The 14,205-nt window shown below is 70.8% G+C and carries 10 protein-coding genes and 1 pseudogene; 4 read left to right on the forward strand and 7 right to left on the reverse strand.

The genetic code is table 11. The annotated features are described in order from the left end of the window. The first annotated feature begins 18 nt into the window (after positions 1–18). Positions 19–1,863, forward strand: coding sequence for a glycoside hydrolase family 76 protein (locus TNCT6_RS33855; protein ID WP_141365236.1), 1,845 nt, complete (start codon positions 19–21; stop codon positions 1,861–1,863). A gap of 606 nt (positions 1,864–2,469) precedes the next feature. Further along, a complete protein-coding gene (locus tag TNCT6_RS33860) occupies positions 2,470–3,774 on the forward strand; it encodes an MFS transporter (RefSeq protein ID WP_308789486.1) in 1,305 nt (434 codons plus the stop codon). Between the two features lie 67 nt (positions 3,775–3,841). Here TNCT6_RS33860 and TNCT6_RS33865 read toward each other — a convergent pair whose 3' ends face one another. From TNCT6_RS33865 to TNCT6_RS33890, 6 genes and pseudogenes are all read right to left on the reverse strand, one after another. Next, entirely contained in the window at positions 3,842–6,049 is a 2,208-nt protein-coding gene (locus TNCT6_RS33865) for a xanthine dehydrogenase family protein molybdopterin-binding subunit (protein ID WP_141365238.1), read from the reverse strand. Continuing rightward, positions 6,046–7,035 carry a xanthine dehydrogenase family protein subunit M gene (locus TNCT6_RS33870; RefSeq protein WP_141365240.1) on the reverse strand — a complete coding sequence of 330 codons (990 nt, stop codon included), beginning with the start codon at positions 7,033–7,035 and terminating at the stop codon, positions 6,046–6,048. Before TNCT6_RS33870 ends, TNCT6_RS33865 begins: the two co-directional genes overlap by 4 nt. Next, on the reverse strand, positions 7,022–7,552 hold the full coding sequence (locus tag TNCT6_RS33875) for a (2Fe-2S)-binding protein (protein ID WP_141365242.1): 531 nt from the start codon (positions 7,550–7,552) through the stop codon (positions 7,022–7,024). Before TNCT6_RS33875 ends, TNCT6_RS33870 begins: the two co-directional genes overlap by 14 nt. A 340-nt stretch (positions 7,553–7,892) precedes the next feature. Next, positions 7,893–8,597: pseudogene (locus TNCT6_RS33880) on the reverse strand (polysaccharide lyase family 8 super-sandwich domain-containing protein); the annotation flags it as partial. Between the two features lie 313 nt (positions 8,598–8,910). Beyond that, positions 8,911–10,032, reverse strand: coding sequence for an ABC transporter substrate-binding protein (locus TNCT6_RS33885; RefSeq protein ID WP_141365245.1), 1,122 nt, complete (start codon positions 10,030–10,032; stop codon positions 8,911–8,913). 250 nt (positions 10,033–10,282) lie between these two features. After that, positions 10,283–10,987 carry a TetR/AcrR family transcriptional regulator gene (locus TNCT6_RS33890; RefSeq protein ID WP_141365247.1) on the reverse strand — a complete coding sequence of 235 codons (705 nt, stop codon included), beginning with the start codon at positions 10,985–10,987 and terminating at the stop codon, positions 10,283–10,285. Between the two features lie 186 nt (positions 10,988–11,173). Between TNCT6_RS33890 and TNCT6_RS33895 the strand changes: the two genes are divergently transcribed. Then, positions 11,174–12,292, forward strand: a complete 1,119-nt coding sequence (locus tag TNCT6_RS33895; RefSeq protein ID WP_172633139.1) for a serine hydrolase — start codon at positions 11,174–11,176, stop codon at positions 12,290–12,292. A gap of 21 nt (positions 12,293–12,313) precedes the next feature. Here the strand turns inward: TNCT6_RS33895 and TNCT6_RS41770 are convergent, their stop codons facing one another. Further along, positions 12,314–12,439, reverse strand: coding sequence for a hypothetical protein (locus TNCT6_RS41770; RefSeq protein ID WP_301184411.1), 126 nt, complete (start codon positions 12,437–12,439; stop codon positions 12,314–12,316). Positions 12,440–12,643: 204 nt separating this feature from the next. Between TNCT6_RS41770 and TNCT6_RS33900 the strand changes: the two genes are divergently transcribed. After that, positions 12,644–14,185, forward strand: a complete 1,542-nt coding sequence (locus tag TNCT6_RS33900) for a substrate-binding domain-containing protein (RefSeq protein WP_253266321.1) — start codon at positions 12,644–12,646, stop codon at positions 14,183–14,185. The last annotated feature ends 20 nt before the right edge of the window (positions 14,186–14,205 follow it).

The raw sequence follows: 14,205 nt of genomic DNA on the forward strand, positions 1-14,205 counted from the left end.
GAAGAGGACGGACCCGACATGTCAGTACGTCAACATCGCATACTGAGCGGGCTGGTGGCCCTGGTGCTCGCCCTGTCCGGGCTGCTCGCCCTGCCCTCCCAAGCGCGGGCCGCGACGCCGGTGTGCGCGCTGGCCTGCGACACTCTCGACCCCTCCAAGGCGGCCCAGGAGGCCTTCCCGGTTCCCGACCGGAACATCAACGGCCGGATCCTGCGGCTGCACGTCTCCGAGGCCGACAGCATGGCCTGGGCCAGCATCGACAACGGTGTCACCGGTGACGCGGTCTGGCTGGACCGCTCCTGGGACCGGGGCGCCACCTGGGAGGGACTGCTGGGCAAGGCCGCCATCCCCGGCGCCTGGACCGGCACACGCACCCTCATGTACAACGTCACCGACCCGGTGGGACACCGGCGCGGCTGGATCCGGGCCTGCGGCGACGCGAACGCGGTCACCTGCACCGACTGGTTCCGCCCGCAGGTCTGCGACGGAGCCTCCTGCGACGGCGCCGACCCGGCCACCGCGGCCGGCGACGAGCAGCCGGTGCCGGCGACGACCCTGTTCGGGCGTGCCATCAGCCTGCACATGGACCAGCGGGGCGGCATGGCCTGGGGCGTCATCGGCAACGGCGGCGCGGGCGACGAGATCTGGCTGGACCGCTCCTGGGACGAGGGCGCGACCTGGTCCGAGGGCTCCTCCCTGGGCCGCGCCTCGGTGCCGTCGGGGCGGACGGGCACCCGGACGGCCATGTTCGCCACCCGCGACCCGCGCGGCCTGCTCTACGGCGGGGCGGTCCGCGCCTGCGGCCGTGAGGCGGCGCACCAGGAGGGCAGTTGCACGGCGTGGGCCAGGCCGGTGCCCACCCGGGCCGGCGCGGCGGCCGATGTGCTCATGGCCTCGTATCAGACCAACGAGGGCTGGTGGCGGAGCAGTTGGTGGAACTCGGCGGTGGCGCTCACCGCGCTGGTGGACTTCGCCCAGCGCACCGGGCGGCACGACTACGACTGGGCCGTCGCGCGCACCTTCGAGCAGAACAACGGTGTCTTCCCGGCGGGAGGGCGCAGCTCGGACCCGGTCGAGGGGCACTTCGTCAGCCGGGCCGTCGACGACGCGGCGTGGTGGGCGGTGGCCTGGGTGGCGGCCTACGACCACACCCATGAGCGGCGCTATCTGGACGAGGCGGTCACCATCACCTCCTACGTCCAGCAGTACTGGGACCCGGGAACCTGCGGCGGCGGTGTCTGGTGGGACCGGGAGCGCACCTACAAGAACGCGGTGACCAACGGCCTGTACCTGTGGCTGACGACGGCACTGCACCAGCGGCTCACCGGTGACACGCTGTGGGGCGGCCGGGCGCGAACGGCCGCCGACTGGTACCTGAACAGCGGGCTGATCAACGCCTCCGGTCTCGTCAACGACGGGCTGACCACGGACTGCGCCAACAACGGCCAGACCGTGTGGAGTTACAACCAGGGCCTGGCGATCGGCGCCTTCACCCAGCTGTGGCGCAGCACCGGCGGGGCCCGGTACCTGACGACCGCGCAGCGCCTGGCCGACGCCGCGCTGTCGGCGCCGGAGCTGACGCGCGACGGGGTGCTGACCGAGTCCTGCGACACCGGCACCCGCGCGTGCGACGACAACCAGAAGCAGTTCAAGGGCATCTTCGTCCGGCACCTGGCCGACCTGGCGGACGCCACCGGCTCGGCGGCCTACCGGGCGTACATCGCCAGGCAGGCCGACTCCCTGTGGCGCACCGACCGGGATCCGCTGAACCGGCTCGGCCAGCGCTGGGCGGGCACCAGCCCGAACCAGTCGGACTGGCGTACCCAGGCCGGCGCCCTGGAGGCGCTCACCGCGGCGCAGTAGGGCCCGCCCGGCGACCGCCGACACACCGTGGCCGGTGCGGCCGTCCCACCCGGGACGGACCGCACCGGCCGCTGTTCCGTGCCGCCCCGCCAGCCGTCGGGCGCGGGTGCTGCCGTCCGGTCAGTCGGGGAGTCGGTCGAGGACCCACTCCCCGATGTCGGCCGTCATGGCAGCGTGCGGGCCGTTGTCCGCCGAGAGCAGGAAATCGTCGAGATCGGACTCGTCCGGGGCAGGTCGTCGATGTTGGCACAGAGGTCCTCCTGGCGGTCCAGGTCGCGGACGGCGACGGCGCTGACGGAGGGTACGCAGCACACGGCCCGGTGGGACATGTCGATGTTCTCGCCCGGCCGTCTGCCCGGTCCTTAATCGCCTTTCGTGCCCTGCCGAGCAGGAGCTAGTGTTCGCGCAGCGAGTGACTCACGAGGAGCGAAGACATGGTCGGTCGTCCGAGCACGCGTTGACGTGGGAGGCCGTGAGCGGCCTGTCATCGCGTGCTGCCTTTGATGCGCGGCACAGCGAGCCTGCCTTTCCCGCTGCCTGAAATGGTCGGTGCACCCGTCGTGCGCCGGTTGGCGGGTCTCGTCTTCGGTTGTCCAAGGGGTCCCTGTGCCGTCCTCTTCCTCCGCTGTATCCGATTCCGGTCGACCCGTTCCGTCAAGCCTGTGGCGGGACGGCGACTTCCGCAGGCTCTGGGCGGGCCAGACGGCCTCCCAACTGGGCGAGCACGCAAGTCTGGTGGTTCTGCCGCTCTTCGCCGTCCTGACGCTCGACGCCGGCCCCGGCCAGTTGGGCGCGCTGCGCGCGGTGGGGCAGGCGCCGATCCTGCTGCTGTCGCTCTTCGCCGGCGCGTGGGTGGACAGGTGGCGGACCCGCACGCTGATGGTGCTGACGGACGCCGGCCGGGCCCTGGCGCTGGGCGCCGCCGCCGTGGCCGGCCTCCTCGGTGGGCTCGGCCTGCCGGCGCTGCTCGTGGTTGCCTTCGCCGTCGGGGCTCTGTCCGTGTTCTTCGACGTGGCGTACCAGGCGTCTTTGGTACGGCTGGTGAAACGCGATCAGTTGGTGCGGGCCAACAGCGCGCTGGAGGGCAGTCGGTCCGCGGCGCAGATCGGCGGTCCCGCCCTCGGCGGTGCGTTGGTGTCTGTGCTGTCGGCGCCGATCGCCGCCGCCTCCAGCGCAGTGTTCTTCGCGCTGTCGTTCCTGTCGATCCGACGGATCGGTCGCCGCGAATCCATCCCGGAGCGCTCGGAACGTCCTCCTCGGGTCTGGCGGCGGATCCATGAGGGCCTCCGCTTCGTCGCCGGCGACACGTCGCTGCGGACCGTGTGCCTCGCATCAGCCGCCTTCCAGTTCTTCTTCGCGGCTGTGATGACCGTCTATCTGCTGTTCCTGCCCCGGGACCTGCACCTGTCGGGCACCGCCGTCGGGCTGGCACTCGCGGCGACGGGGCCGGGCGCGCTCCTGGGCTCGCTGCTGGCCGCCCGCCTGCCGAGCCGCTTCGGACACGGCGCTGTGCTCGTGTCCGCGGCGGCACTCGGTGACGGCGTGTTCCTGTTTGTGCCCGCACTGCACGGCTCCTCCGTGGTGACGGTTCCCGCGCTCCTTACGGTCAACTTCGTCTTCGGGACCTTCAGCCAGCTGGTGAATGTGACGATCATGGCCGTCCGGCAGACCGTCACTCCGGACGGGATGCAGGGCCGCGCGGCCGCGACGATCAACTTTGTCGGCATGGGGCTGACCCCGCTCGGCTCGCTGCTCGGCGGCCTTGTCGCGGAAGTGTGGGGGACGCGCACCAGCCTCCTGGTGACAGCCGCAGGCATGCTGCTGTCGCCGGCACTGATGGCCCTGTCCCCACTCGCCCGCCTGGGACGGACACTTCCCGCTCCGCCGGAGACTCCGGTCCCGTCCGGGTGACGGTCTCTGCCGCAGCGGGTCATTCCAGGCTCTGCGCCGCGACGTACCGGCAGCCGGCGACGCCGGCTCAGAGGAGGGCGTCGAGGGTGATCGGCAGTTCGCGGAGGCGTTTTCCGGTGGCGTGGTACACGGCGTTGGAGATCGCGGGCGCGATGCCGACCAGGCCGACCTCGCCCACCCCCTTGGTGCCGGTCGCGGTGCCGCGGTCGGGCTCGCCGACGAAGACCACGTCGAGCTCGGGTACGTCGGCGTTCACGGCGACCAGGTAGTCGGCGAACGTACCGTTGGCGACGCGCCCGGTGCGCGGGTCGGTGACGGTGTCCTCGTACAGGGCCATGCCGATGCCGCCGACCGTCCCGCCGATGATCTGGCTCCTGGCCGTCTTCGCGTTGAGGATGCGGCCGCCGTCGATCGCGGAGACCACCCGCGCGACCCGGATGAGGCCGAGGTCCGCGTCGACCTGGACCTCCACGAACTTCGCGCCGTACGCGCCGGCGAGGGACATGCCCAGCTCGGTGGCGACCGGGGGAGTGCTGGTCCCGTTCGCCGTGAGTTCGGACAGCCCGTGCCGGGCGAGGATGTCGACGTACGACTCCCCGCGGTCCGGGCGGCCCGCGAGGTGGACCCGCCCTCCGGTGGACTCCACGTCGTCCGGGGACGCGCCCAGCAGGGGCGAGTCGGCGTCGCCACGCGCGAGTTCCACGACGGAGCGCACCAGCCGCCGGCAGGCGTCGTGCACGGCGTTGCCCAGCGCACCGGTCAGGCCGGAGCCGCCCGCCATCATCGAGTTGGGCATGTCCGAGTCGCCCAGGTCGAAGCGGACCAGGTCCAGGGGCAGGCCCAGTTCCTCGGCGGCCAGTTGGGTCATCACGGTGTACGTGCCGGTGCCGATGTCGGTCGCCGCACTGCGCACCAGCGCGCTGCCGTCGCTGTTGACGGTGGCCTGCGCCGCGCAGGGCTGCGCGAAGTACGGGAACAGCGCGCTCGCCATGCCGTAACCGACGAGCCAGTTCCCGTCGCGCATGGAGCGCGGCTCGGGGTTCCGGTCGGACCAGCCGAAGCGCCGGGCGCCCACCTCGTAGCACTCCAGGAGCGCCTTGCCGGACCAGGGCAGCCCGTTGCGCGGATCGACGTCCGTATGGTTCCGCAGCCGCAACTCCAGGGGGTCCATGCGCAGGGTACAGGCCAGTTCGTCGAGCGCCGACTCCAGCGCGAAGTTTCCCTGCGCCTCGGCCGGGGCGCGCATGGACGTCGGCACGGCGACGTTGATCCGCGCCTGCCGGTCCCGCGTGATCACGTTGGGGCACCGGTAGGCGAAGGCGGTTGCCGAGGCGAACGGCTCGAAGTCGTCGCCCTCCATGCTCAGGGAGCTGAGGCTGCGGTGGTCGAGGGCGACCAGTTCGCCGTCGCGCTTGGCACCGACACCGAGCCACTGCACACCGCTGGGGCGGTGCCCGACCGAGGTGAACATCTGCGGTCGCGTCAGGACCAGCTTGACCGGGCGGTTGAGCGCCCGGGCAGCCATGGCGGTCAGGATCACGTGCGGCCATACGCGCAGTCCGGCGCCGAAGCCCCCGCCGACATAGGGCACCAGGACCCGTACCGAGCTCTCGGGGATACCGAAGACCATGGCGAGGGTGGTGCGGACCATCGACGGCCACTGGCTGGTGTCGTGGACGGTGAGGGTGTCGCCCTCCCACACGGCGAGGGTGGCGAACAGCCCGAGCGGGTTGTGGGTGTTGTCCGCCGTGGTGTACGTGGCCCGGAGGGTCACCTCCGCGGTCTCCAGCGCCGCGGCGGCGTCGCCGCGCGCGTGGTCCATCCCCCACGGGTCGACGAGTTGCTCGGCCCGGGGGTCCTGGAGGTCCAGCAGCGGCTCCGAGGCCTCGTAGTCGGCCCGCACCAGGCGCGCCGCGGCGGCGGCCTGCTCCGGGGTCTCGGCCACCACGAAGGCGATGTGCTGTCCGTGGTGGATGATCCGGTCGCTCCGCAGCGGTGCGGGCGTCGGCTCACCGAGCACCGTCGTCGGTCCCGCCGCGACCTCCGGGGCGTTCTCGTGGGTGAGTACGGAGATCACGCCCGGGGAGCTCTCGGCGGCCTCGGTGTGCACGCGGACGATCCGGCCCGCGGCGATGGTGCTCTGCACCACGGCACCGTAGGCCTGGCCGGGGACGCTGAAGTCCATGGGGTACGGGGCGGTGCCGGTGACCTTGCGCGGGCCGTCGACCCGGTTGATGCCCGCGCCGACCAGCGGCCTGCTCTCGACGGTGCTCATGCGCTCACTCCTGACACTGTCTCCAGCTGGCGCACCAGTGTGCGCCGGGCGAGCGGCACCTTGAACGCCGTACCCGGGACGGTCCAGGCGTCGCGCATCGTGGCCTCGGCCGCCTCCTGGAACGTGGCCGTGGTGGCCGGCGCGTCGGTCAGCACGTGCTCGGCCTCGTAGGCCCGCCAGGGCTTCGACCCCACCCCGCCCAGCCCGACCCGGGCCCGGCGGATCGTGCCGTCGTCCACGACGAGCAGCACCGCGGCCGAGGTGAGGGCGAACTCGTACGACATCCGGTCGCGGACCTTGAGGTAGCCCGACCGGGCGGCCGGCGGCGGCAGCGGGATCTCGACCTCGGTGATCAGCTCGGCGTGCTCCAGGACGTTCTCGCGCTCGGGGCTCTCGTCGGCCGTCAGGTAGAACTCCGTCAGCGGGACCGTCCGACGCCCCGACACCCCCTGGATGTGCACGACCGCGTCGAGCGCCACCAAGGCGACGGCGAGGTCGGAGGCGTGCAGCGCGATGCACCGCTCGCTCACCCCGAGTACGGCGTGCATACGCGCCACGCCCTCCACCGCGGCACAGCCGGAGCCCGGCGTGCGCTTGTTGCACTCGACGACCGTCGGGTCGCGGAAGTAGCGGCAGCGGGTGCGCTGCAGCAGGTTGCCCCCGATGGTGGCCATGTTCCGCAGCTGCACCGACGCGCCCAGCAGCAGGGACTCCCGCACCATGGGCAGCCGCTCGATCACCGTGGCGTCGGCGGCCAGCTCCTCCATCGTGGCGAGCGCCCCCACGTGGAGGGACTCGCCGCGGCGCTCGATGCCGTGCAGCGGGAGCCGGGTGATGTCGATCAACCGCGGCGGCTCCAGGACCCCGTCCTTCATCAGGTCGAGCTGCGTCGTGCCGCCCGCCAGGCAGGCCGCAGCCGGGTCGTCCGCCAGCAGCCGTACCGCCTCCCGGGTGTCGTTGGCCCGTACGTAGTCAAAGCCGCGCATCGGGACCTCCCCCGGACGCCGCCTCGCGTATCGCGGCCACGATGTTGGGATAGGCGCCGCAGCGGCACAGGTTTCCGCTCATGAACTCCCGGATCTCCTCGTCGGAGCCGGTCCGGCCCTCGGCCATCAGCGCCACCGCGGACATGATCTGCCCCGGCGTGCAGAAGCCGCACTGGAAGCCGTCGTGGTCCATGAACGCCTGCTGCACCGGATGCGGCCCGTCGGCGCCGGAGACGCCCTCGATGGTGGTGATCGCCCGGTCCTCGGCCTGGGCCGCCAGGGTCAGGCAGGACAGCACTCTCCTGCCGTCCAGGTGGACCGTGCACGCGCCGCAGGCACCCTGGTCGCAGCCCTTCTTCGTGCCCACCAGGCCCAGCCGGTCCCGCAGGGCGTCCAGCAAAGTGACCCGGGTGTCCAGGCGCAGGGTGTACGACCGGCCGTTCACGGTGAGTGTCACGACCCGCTCGGTGACCACGGGGCGCTCCTCCACGTCCCGTTTGCTCGCCACGTCCCTCATCGCGTCCTCCTCCGGACGGGTCGGATACGACTCAAGCCCCTCCTGGGGGGCGGATCCGGTGAGTTGGTTCGTCAGGCGTCATGAAAGGCGGGATCGACCTTTTGATGTCAATACATCCGCCTTTCCTCTCAATATACGCCGAATGGGCGTTCCGGCACGGGGCCACCGGCTCCGCCTCCACCCCGGCCGCCACCAAGGCGGATGTGCCGATAGCCCAGCGAAACGGGGGCTGCTCGGGCCATGCGGTGAAGCGGACGCTCGTCACACCGGCCCCGGGCCACGCCGCCGACCTGTGACGACCGCGCTCCTGCCGTTCGCCGGCACCGCGTCCTGCCGTTCGTCAGCTGAAAGTCAGCTCGCACCGATGGCTTACGCATCCCGTCCCCAGGGTGCCCCTGAGCCGCAGCCTGCGGCCGGCTTCCAGGATCTGAACGGACGGGTCGCTCTCGACGACGCGACGCACCGGCCGGTTCCAGACGATCTCCACCGGGGCGCCGGAGCGGGGCGGCTCACTGACGCACAGGGTGGCGCTGCGACCCCGACGGCGCAACAGGACCGCGGCAGGGGCGGAGACGGTGAGCGGGCCCGCAGTGCCGGCCTGCCAGAAGGTGGCGGCGGTCAGCCCGAGGCAGTCGATGCTGACGGCCTGGCAGGTGCTGTCGTTCGCGAGGATCCGCAGCCAGTCGCGCTCGGCCGCGCGCTCGGTCACGGCGCGTCGGGTGGCGCCCGGCATGAGGACGTAGGCGTGCGAGCCCGCCACCGGGTCGGTGCCATGGCCGAGCCACAGGGTCTGCCAGCGGCGGGTGCGGCGCTCGGTGGAGCTGGTGGTGTTGATGTCGGACCAGGCGCCAGTGCGGTCCTCGCACAGAGTGCGCAGTTCGGCGCCGCTCGGCAGGACCCAGCCTCCGTGCCCTTCGAGGTGGGCCCAGCGGGGCCGCGGCCGGTCGTCGACGGTGAAGGCCCGGGTGCCGCCCTCGCCGAGGTTGCGGTTGTCGACGATCGTTTCGACGGGCACACCGTCCGTGGCAGTGACTCCGGCCCCGAGGCCATGCCCTATCAGCGGACGGAAAGCGCTGTCTATGGGGCGAACGGGAAGGCCTCACGCGGGCGTCCGGACCGCGACCGTGTCCCTGGAGGCCGCCCGGGCCGGGGACGCGCCTCACCGCGGCCCGGGTGCAGTGGTTCGTACCGGCAACTGTGATCCGCATCCCTTGGGCGCGGACATTCATCCGGCGCTGCTGGAGCGGGCCGCCGTCGAAAAACCTCAGCTCCCCTGAACTCACGGGACTCCACGGCGTCGGGGATCAGTGCGACCGTGGTCGGCCCCGAGATTGATGTTGAGTCACTTCCGTGCTCTCTCAGCCGGTGTGGAGGACCCGGAAGTGATCGGGTCGCACCGGATCTCGATCGACGACTTGGATGGGCGGCCAAGCCCACTGCCATACGCTGATGCCTGGCGTGCGGGAGAACTGGATCCGACCGCGGGTGCCTTCGACTGCCACGCGCGGCCAGGATTCGGCAGTGCGCGCCCGGTCCGCGCCGTGAGAACGCAGCACGTCGGCGAGGACGGTGACCGTGTCATAGCCCTCGAAGGCGACGAAGGAGGGCGCTTCGGCCAGGCGCTCGCGGAGAGCCGTCTCGACTCGTGCGCCGAGTGGGCTGAGGCGCTCGGGCAGGTAGCGCAAGAACGGGATCGCGGCGCTGTCATCGCCCAGCAGCGTCGCCCATTCGGTGAACTCCGGTTGTCCGGCCGGAGCGCCGATCATGATCTCGGCGAGGCGCCGGTCGCGGCGCACGGACTTGACGATCGACACTGCCGGCTCCGGGTGGCCGACCAGCAGAAGGAGGGCTGTCGCGCGATGGTCGACGAGTTCGTCGCACACGGCCGTGGGGGTGAGCGCGCGCAGGTCGAGTTCGATGACGGTGCCGCCGCGTGGAGCGAGGCAGTCCCGCAGAATGCGGGTCCCGGATGCCCAGTAGACACTCGACTCGGCTGCTACGGCGATTCGACTGTGGCCCATGCCGAGGAGGAAGTCTGCGTAGACCCGCCAGCCATGGGACTGCGCGGGGGCGAGGCGCGCGACCCATTGCGTCGGCTGTTCGGTGAGCGCGTCGAGAACCGCTGACGAGCAGAGGAACGGCAGGCCGAGGGCGTCGGCCCTGGCGGCAGCGGCGCGAGCGACGACGCTGTGATATTCCCCCGCCAAGGCAGCCACACCCAGTCGAGCCAATTCCTCTACGGCCGCCGCGGCCCTCTGTGGATCGGCCGCGGTGTCCCGGACCACCAACTCAACTGGTCTTCCGGCGATCCCCTCGGCGTCATTGACGTCGCTTACGGCCAACTCAAGTCCAGCGAGCAAGTGTTGGCCTGCCTCGACCCAGCCGGGCCGAGTGAGCGGAACCAGAGCGCCGATCCGGACGGATGATCCGTCAGTCCGCTCCGTTCCAGGTGGCGACAGTGGCGATGGCGGCGTATTCATGAGCTGGCGTCTCCCGATTGACGATTCGCGTGATTCGGGTGATTCGGTGGCGGTGTGCCCGGAGCGCGGAGTGGCAAGGCCCGGTGGCGCACAGAAACCGGCGGACGTCGTGCATGGGCGCCCCAACGCCGGCCCCGACGAGCTGAAGGACTGCACCTCGTGCCGGCGTCTCCGGATCTCATCCTGCTGAGGTGGCGAAGACCCGTAGTCTCGCGCACGACCACTTGATCAACTGTGCATGGTGCATTGATCACTTGAGGGTGACGTCGTGTGGCGGCACTTCCGAGCCGGCCGTCTGGCTCGGCCGGACTGCGGCGTCGATGTGGGCGAGTTGGGCGGCGAGAATCTCGTCGAACGCGGCCCGGCGGTCTGTCCCGAGGGGGCGGACGTCGCGGGCGAAGTGAGCCAGCGCGGGGAAGCGTTCGGGGTCGGCGCCCAGTACCGCAACGCGGAACAGCTCCATGCCCTGTTCGTGCTCCTCGGCGGTGATGGTGCTGACCCCGGCCTCGGAGGCGATCAGCGCGGCGAGGAGGACCGCGATTCGGTGGTAGCGCGCCGGGATCTCCTCGTCGGGCAGTCCCGACGCCCGCAGGGCCTGCAGTACCTCTTCCATGACCAGTCGGGAACCGGTGCCGCCCGATGCGTAGCGTCCCCAGACCGCGGCGAGTTGGGGCTGCCGACCGAAGGCCTCTCTCACGCGCAGGGCCAGGGCGGTGATGCGCTGCTTCCAGTCGCCCTCGGGGCGGTAGTCGTCCATGGCGGCCAGGAGGATCCGGTCGGCGACCGCCCGCAGTAGTTCCGTCTTGCTGCGGAAATGCCGGTAGAGGCTGGAGGAATCGGTCCCGAGGACCGCGGCAAGTTTGCGGACGCTGAACGACTCGGCGCTGCTTGTGCGCAGCAGCTTCGCCGCCGCATCCAGGATCTCCTCCGTCGACCAGCGCCTTCGGCCCGCCATCCCACTCCTCTCGTCAGTTGTCAGCCTACCTTATGCACTTGGCGTTGCACGCAGTGCGTGCATAATGAGGACATGGGCGTGCCGAGGGGCCCGGAAGCGAGCTGGTCGGCTGCCACTCGTGCCCGGTTACCCGGGTCAGGCGACTGACGTGAAGCCCACTCTGGGCAATACGAAGGGACGCATGCTGTGAGGAACCCACTGGATCCCGCGAAGCTGAACGCCGCCATGGAGAACGTCCACCGCGCCGGGATACCGGGCCTGTTCGCCGAGGTGCGTGACGGCGAACAGGTCTGGCGCGGCGCCGCCGGGGTCGCCGATGTCGCCACCGGTCGCCCCGTCACCGCCGACATGCGGCACCGAGTCGGCAGCATCACCAAGACCTTCACCGCCGCCGCGGTTCTGCAACAGGTCGAGAGCGGTCGGATCGGCCTCGACACGCCGATCGGCCGGTACCTTCCGAGGCTGCTTCCAGGGGAACGCGGCGACGCGATCACGGTCCGGATGCTGATCAACCACACCAGCGGCCTCGCCGAGTACCTCCCCCACGCCTACGCCTCCCTCAATGCGTTTCCCGCCCTCGCGGACACCGGACCCCAGAGCCTGGACGACAACCGGCTCACGCGGTTTCACCCCACCGAACTGATCGAGATGGGGGTCACCGCACCTGCCGTCGGCGCCCCGGGCGGCACTCCGGGGGTGTACTCCAACACCAACTACCTGCTCCTCGGCGAACTCCTGGAACAGGTAACCGGCACAACGGCCGAGCGGTACATCACCCGGAACGTCATCGAACGTGCCGGGCTCCAGGACACCGAACTCCCCACCGGACCGTACGTCGACGGGCCGCACTCGCAGATCTACGAGGCATGGTTCGGCATGATCGACCCCCCGCGTGACTACAGCGTCTACGACATGTCATGGGTGGGGCCGGCGGCCGCACTGATATCGACCGTCGCGGACCTCAACCGCTTCTTCCACATGCTGCTGGCCGGCGAGATCGTCAGCCCGTCGTCGCTCGCGCAGATGCAACGCACCGTCCCGGTCGTCTCCCAAGAAGGAAAGACGATCGACTACGGCCTCGGCCTGCACCCGACGGAGACTCCAGGGCAGGGCACCTTCTGGGGCCACGGCGGCACGGTCTGGGGTGCTGGAGCACTGGCCATGACCCGTGCCGACGGCAAGCGACAGATGGCCGTCGCGGTGAACCTCCAGAGGTGGAACAGGCTCGACTCCTCGGGCAAGCCACAGCCCCATCCCATCGACGACGCGCTTGCGGCTCTCTACCGTGTGGCGATGTACGGCTGACCGGGCCGGAGAGAGCCGCTTTCACCATCCGTCGTGCCGGTGCGCCCAGTTCAGCCAGTGGCCCACCTTGTCGTGGACGTGCGCCTCGAGTTGCTCCCCCGGAACACCCACCCACAACAGGCCTACGAGGGCGGTGACTTGCCGCACGCACGCATGCACCCACGTACGCGCACACACGCACGCACGTCCGGTCCGATCGTTAGGGCAGTCTCCTGATACCACGCCAGGTCAGCGGCCGGGCTCACCGCGAACCCGTGCCACCCGCACGTCGGACTTGAACACCTGACGAACAGTCGGAGACGATCGCCTCCACCCCCGCCGAATCGCCCGGCGGGTCCGTACAGTCGGCTCGTGGGATGGCTCGAAATCACCTTCACGGCCGCCGGCCTGGTGCTGGGCGTCGTCTCCATCGTCACGCCGTTCATCGCCGACCGGCGGGCCCGGCGCAGTAGACGCATCGGCTTCCGCAAGCAGATGGACATCGCGATAGGTCACAACGGTCAAGCCGGCGGGGTGGACCCGCGCCTCGGCCTCTTCAACGACCTGCCCACGATGCGCGACGCCACCCTCGTCCTGCTGCGCATCGAGAACGATGGATCGCGGCACGTCGAAGAATCCGACTACATCGACCCGTCGGCGCAGTACGGGCTCAGTGCCGAGTTCCCGGGGCGGCGCATCCAGGCGCAGGACGTCACGCTGCCCGATGAACACGCCAATCTGATGGGCTACTTCGAGAACCAGCCCGGCCTGTTCGTCGTGGGCCCGAGCACCCTGCGCATCCCGCGCCTCCCTCTCAAGCCAGGTGCCTACTACAAGATCCTGGTGCTCCTGACGGGGGGCCAGGAGGGCGCTCCGGTCGTCGTCACCGGCGACATCAAGGACGGCACGCTCCACGAGAACCACAGTCTGACGCCCGATGAGAAGCCACCGGTGTTCAGCAAGCAGGCCCGCTGGACCACCGTCGTCCTCGGCCTCGCGCTGATCGCGGCGGCCACCCTGCCGCTCGTTGTGCCGGGCCCATTGCCCGACGACTGCGAGACGGGCAGCCTCAGGCTGACCGGCTCGACGGCGTTCGCGCCGGTGATGAACGAGCTGGCACAGAAGTACCGGGACCACTGCGGCGGAAAGCCGGACATCACGGTCTCCACCCACGGCAGCCGCACCGGTGTGCGCGAACTCGCCCTGTCCGGGGGCCGGCACCGGCAGGGCGCGCCGGTGATCGCCTTCTCGGACGGCCCGCGCCCGGCGAGCTACACCCAGCTCAGCGAGAGCCGCGTCGCGGTTTCCCTGTTCACGCTGGTCGTGCACGACGACGTGCGCCTGACGAACCTGTCCGTGGCCGACGTGCGCCGCGTGTACCGGGGCGATATCCGCAATTGGTCGCAGCTCGACGGCCCCGACCTGCCCGTCGTCCTGGTCAGCCGTACCTCTGGCTCCGGCACCCGCTCCGCCCTGATCAGCCGCGTCCTCGGCGGCGCGGACGAACCGCCCGCGTCGTCGGACGACTGCGTCAACCGCACGGTCCGCAGCACGCCGGTGCTGCGCTGCGAGCTCGACTCGACGGAGCAGGTCCTCGACACCGTGGCCCGCACCCCGGGTGCGATCGGCTACAGCGAACTGCGCGCCGCCTCCACTCCGGAGCGGCCGAAGGGGCTGCACCGCCTCAATCTGGACGGGCACGCCCCCGACCTGGACCGCCTCGAGTCGAGCGGCTACCCCTACCGCGAAATCGAGTACGCCTACACCTACGGTCGTCCCCCCGCCGATTCGCTGGCCTCCAGCTTCCTCGCGTACGCCGTCGACAACGGAACCGGCAAGGGCGTGGTCGCCACCCACGGCCATCTCCCCTGCGGAACACCCGTGGGACTGCGCGTCTGCGGCGCGGCCGACTGAACCTCGCGCAAGCCGCGCAG

The organism is Streptomyces sp. 6-11-2, assembly GCF_006540305.1.
GTDB lineage: Bacteria > Actinomycetota > Actinomycetes > Streptomycetales > Streptomycetaceae > Streptomyces.

Coding starts and splice junctions, on each gene's coding strand:
- TNCT6_RS33855 (WP_141365236.1), top strand. CDS start 19: ATGTCAGTACGTCAACATCGCATACTGAGCGGGCTGGTGGCCCTGGTG.
- TNCT6_RS33885 (WP_141365245.1), bottom strand. CDS start 10,032: ATGAATACGCCGCCATCGCCACTGTCGCCACCTGGAACGGAGCGGACT.
- TNCT6_RS33865 (WP_141365238.1), bottom strand. CDS start 6,049: ATGAGCACCGTCGAGAGCAGGCCGCTGGTCGGCGCGGGCATCAACCGG.
- TNCT6_RS33875 (WP_141365242.1), bottom strand. CDS start 7,552: ATGAGGGACGTGGCGAGCAAACGGGACGTGGAGGAGCGCCCCGTGGTC.
- TNCT6_RS33870 (WP_141365240.1), bottom strand. CDS start 7,035: ATGCGCGGCTTTGACTACGTACGGGCCAACGACACCCGGGAGGCGGTA.
- TNCT6_RS33890 (WP_141365247.1), bottom strand. CDS start 10,987: ATGGCGGGCCGAAGGCGCTGGTCGACGGAGGAGATCCTGGATGCGGCG.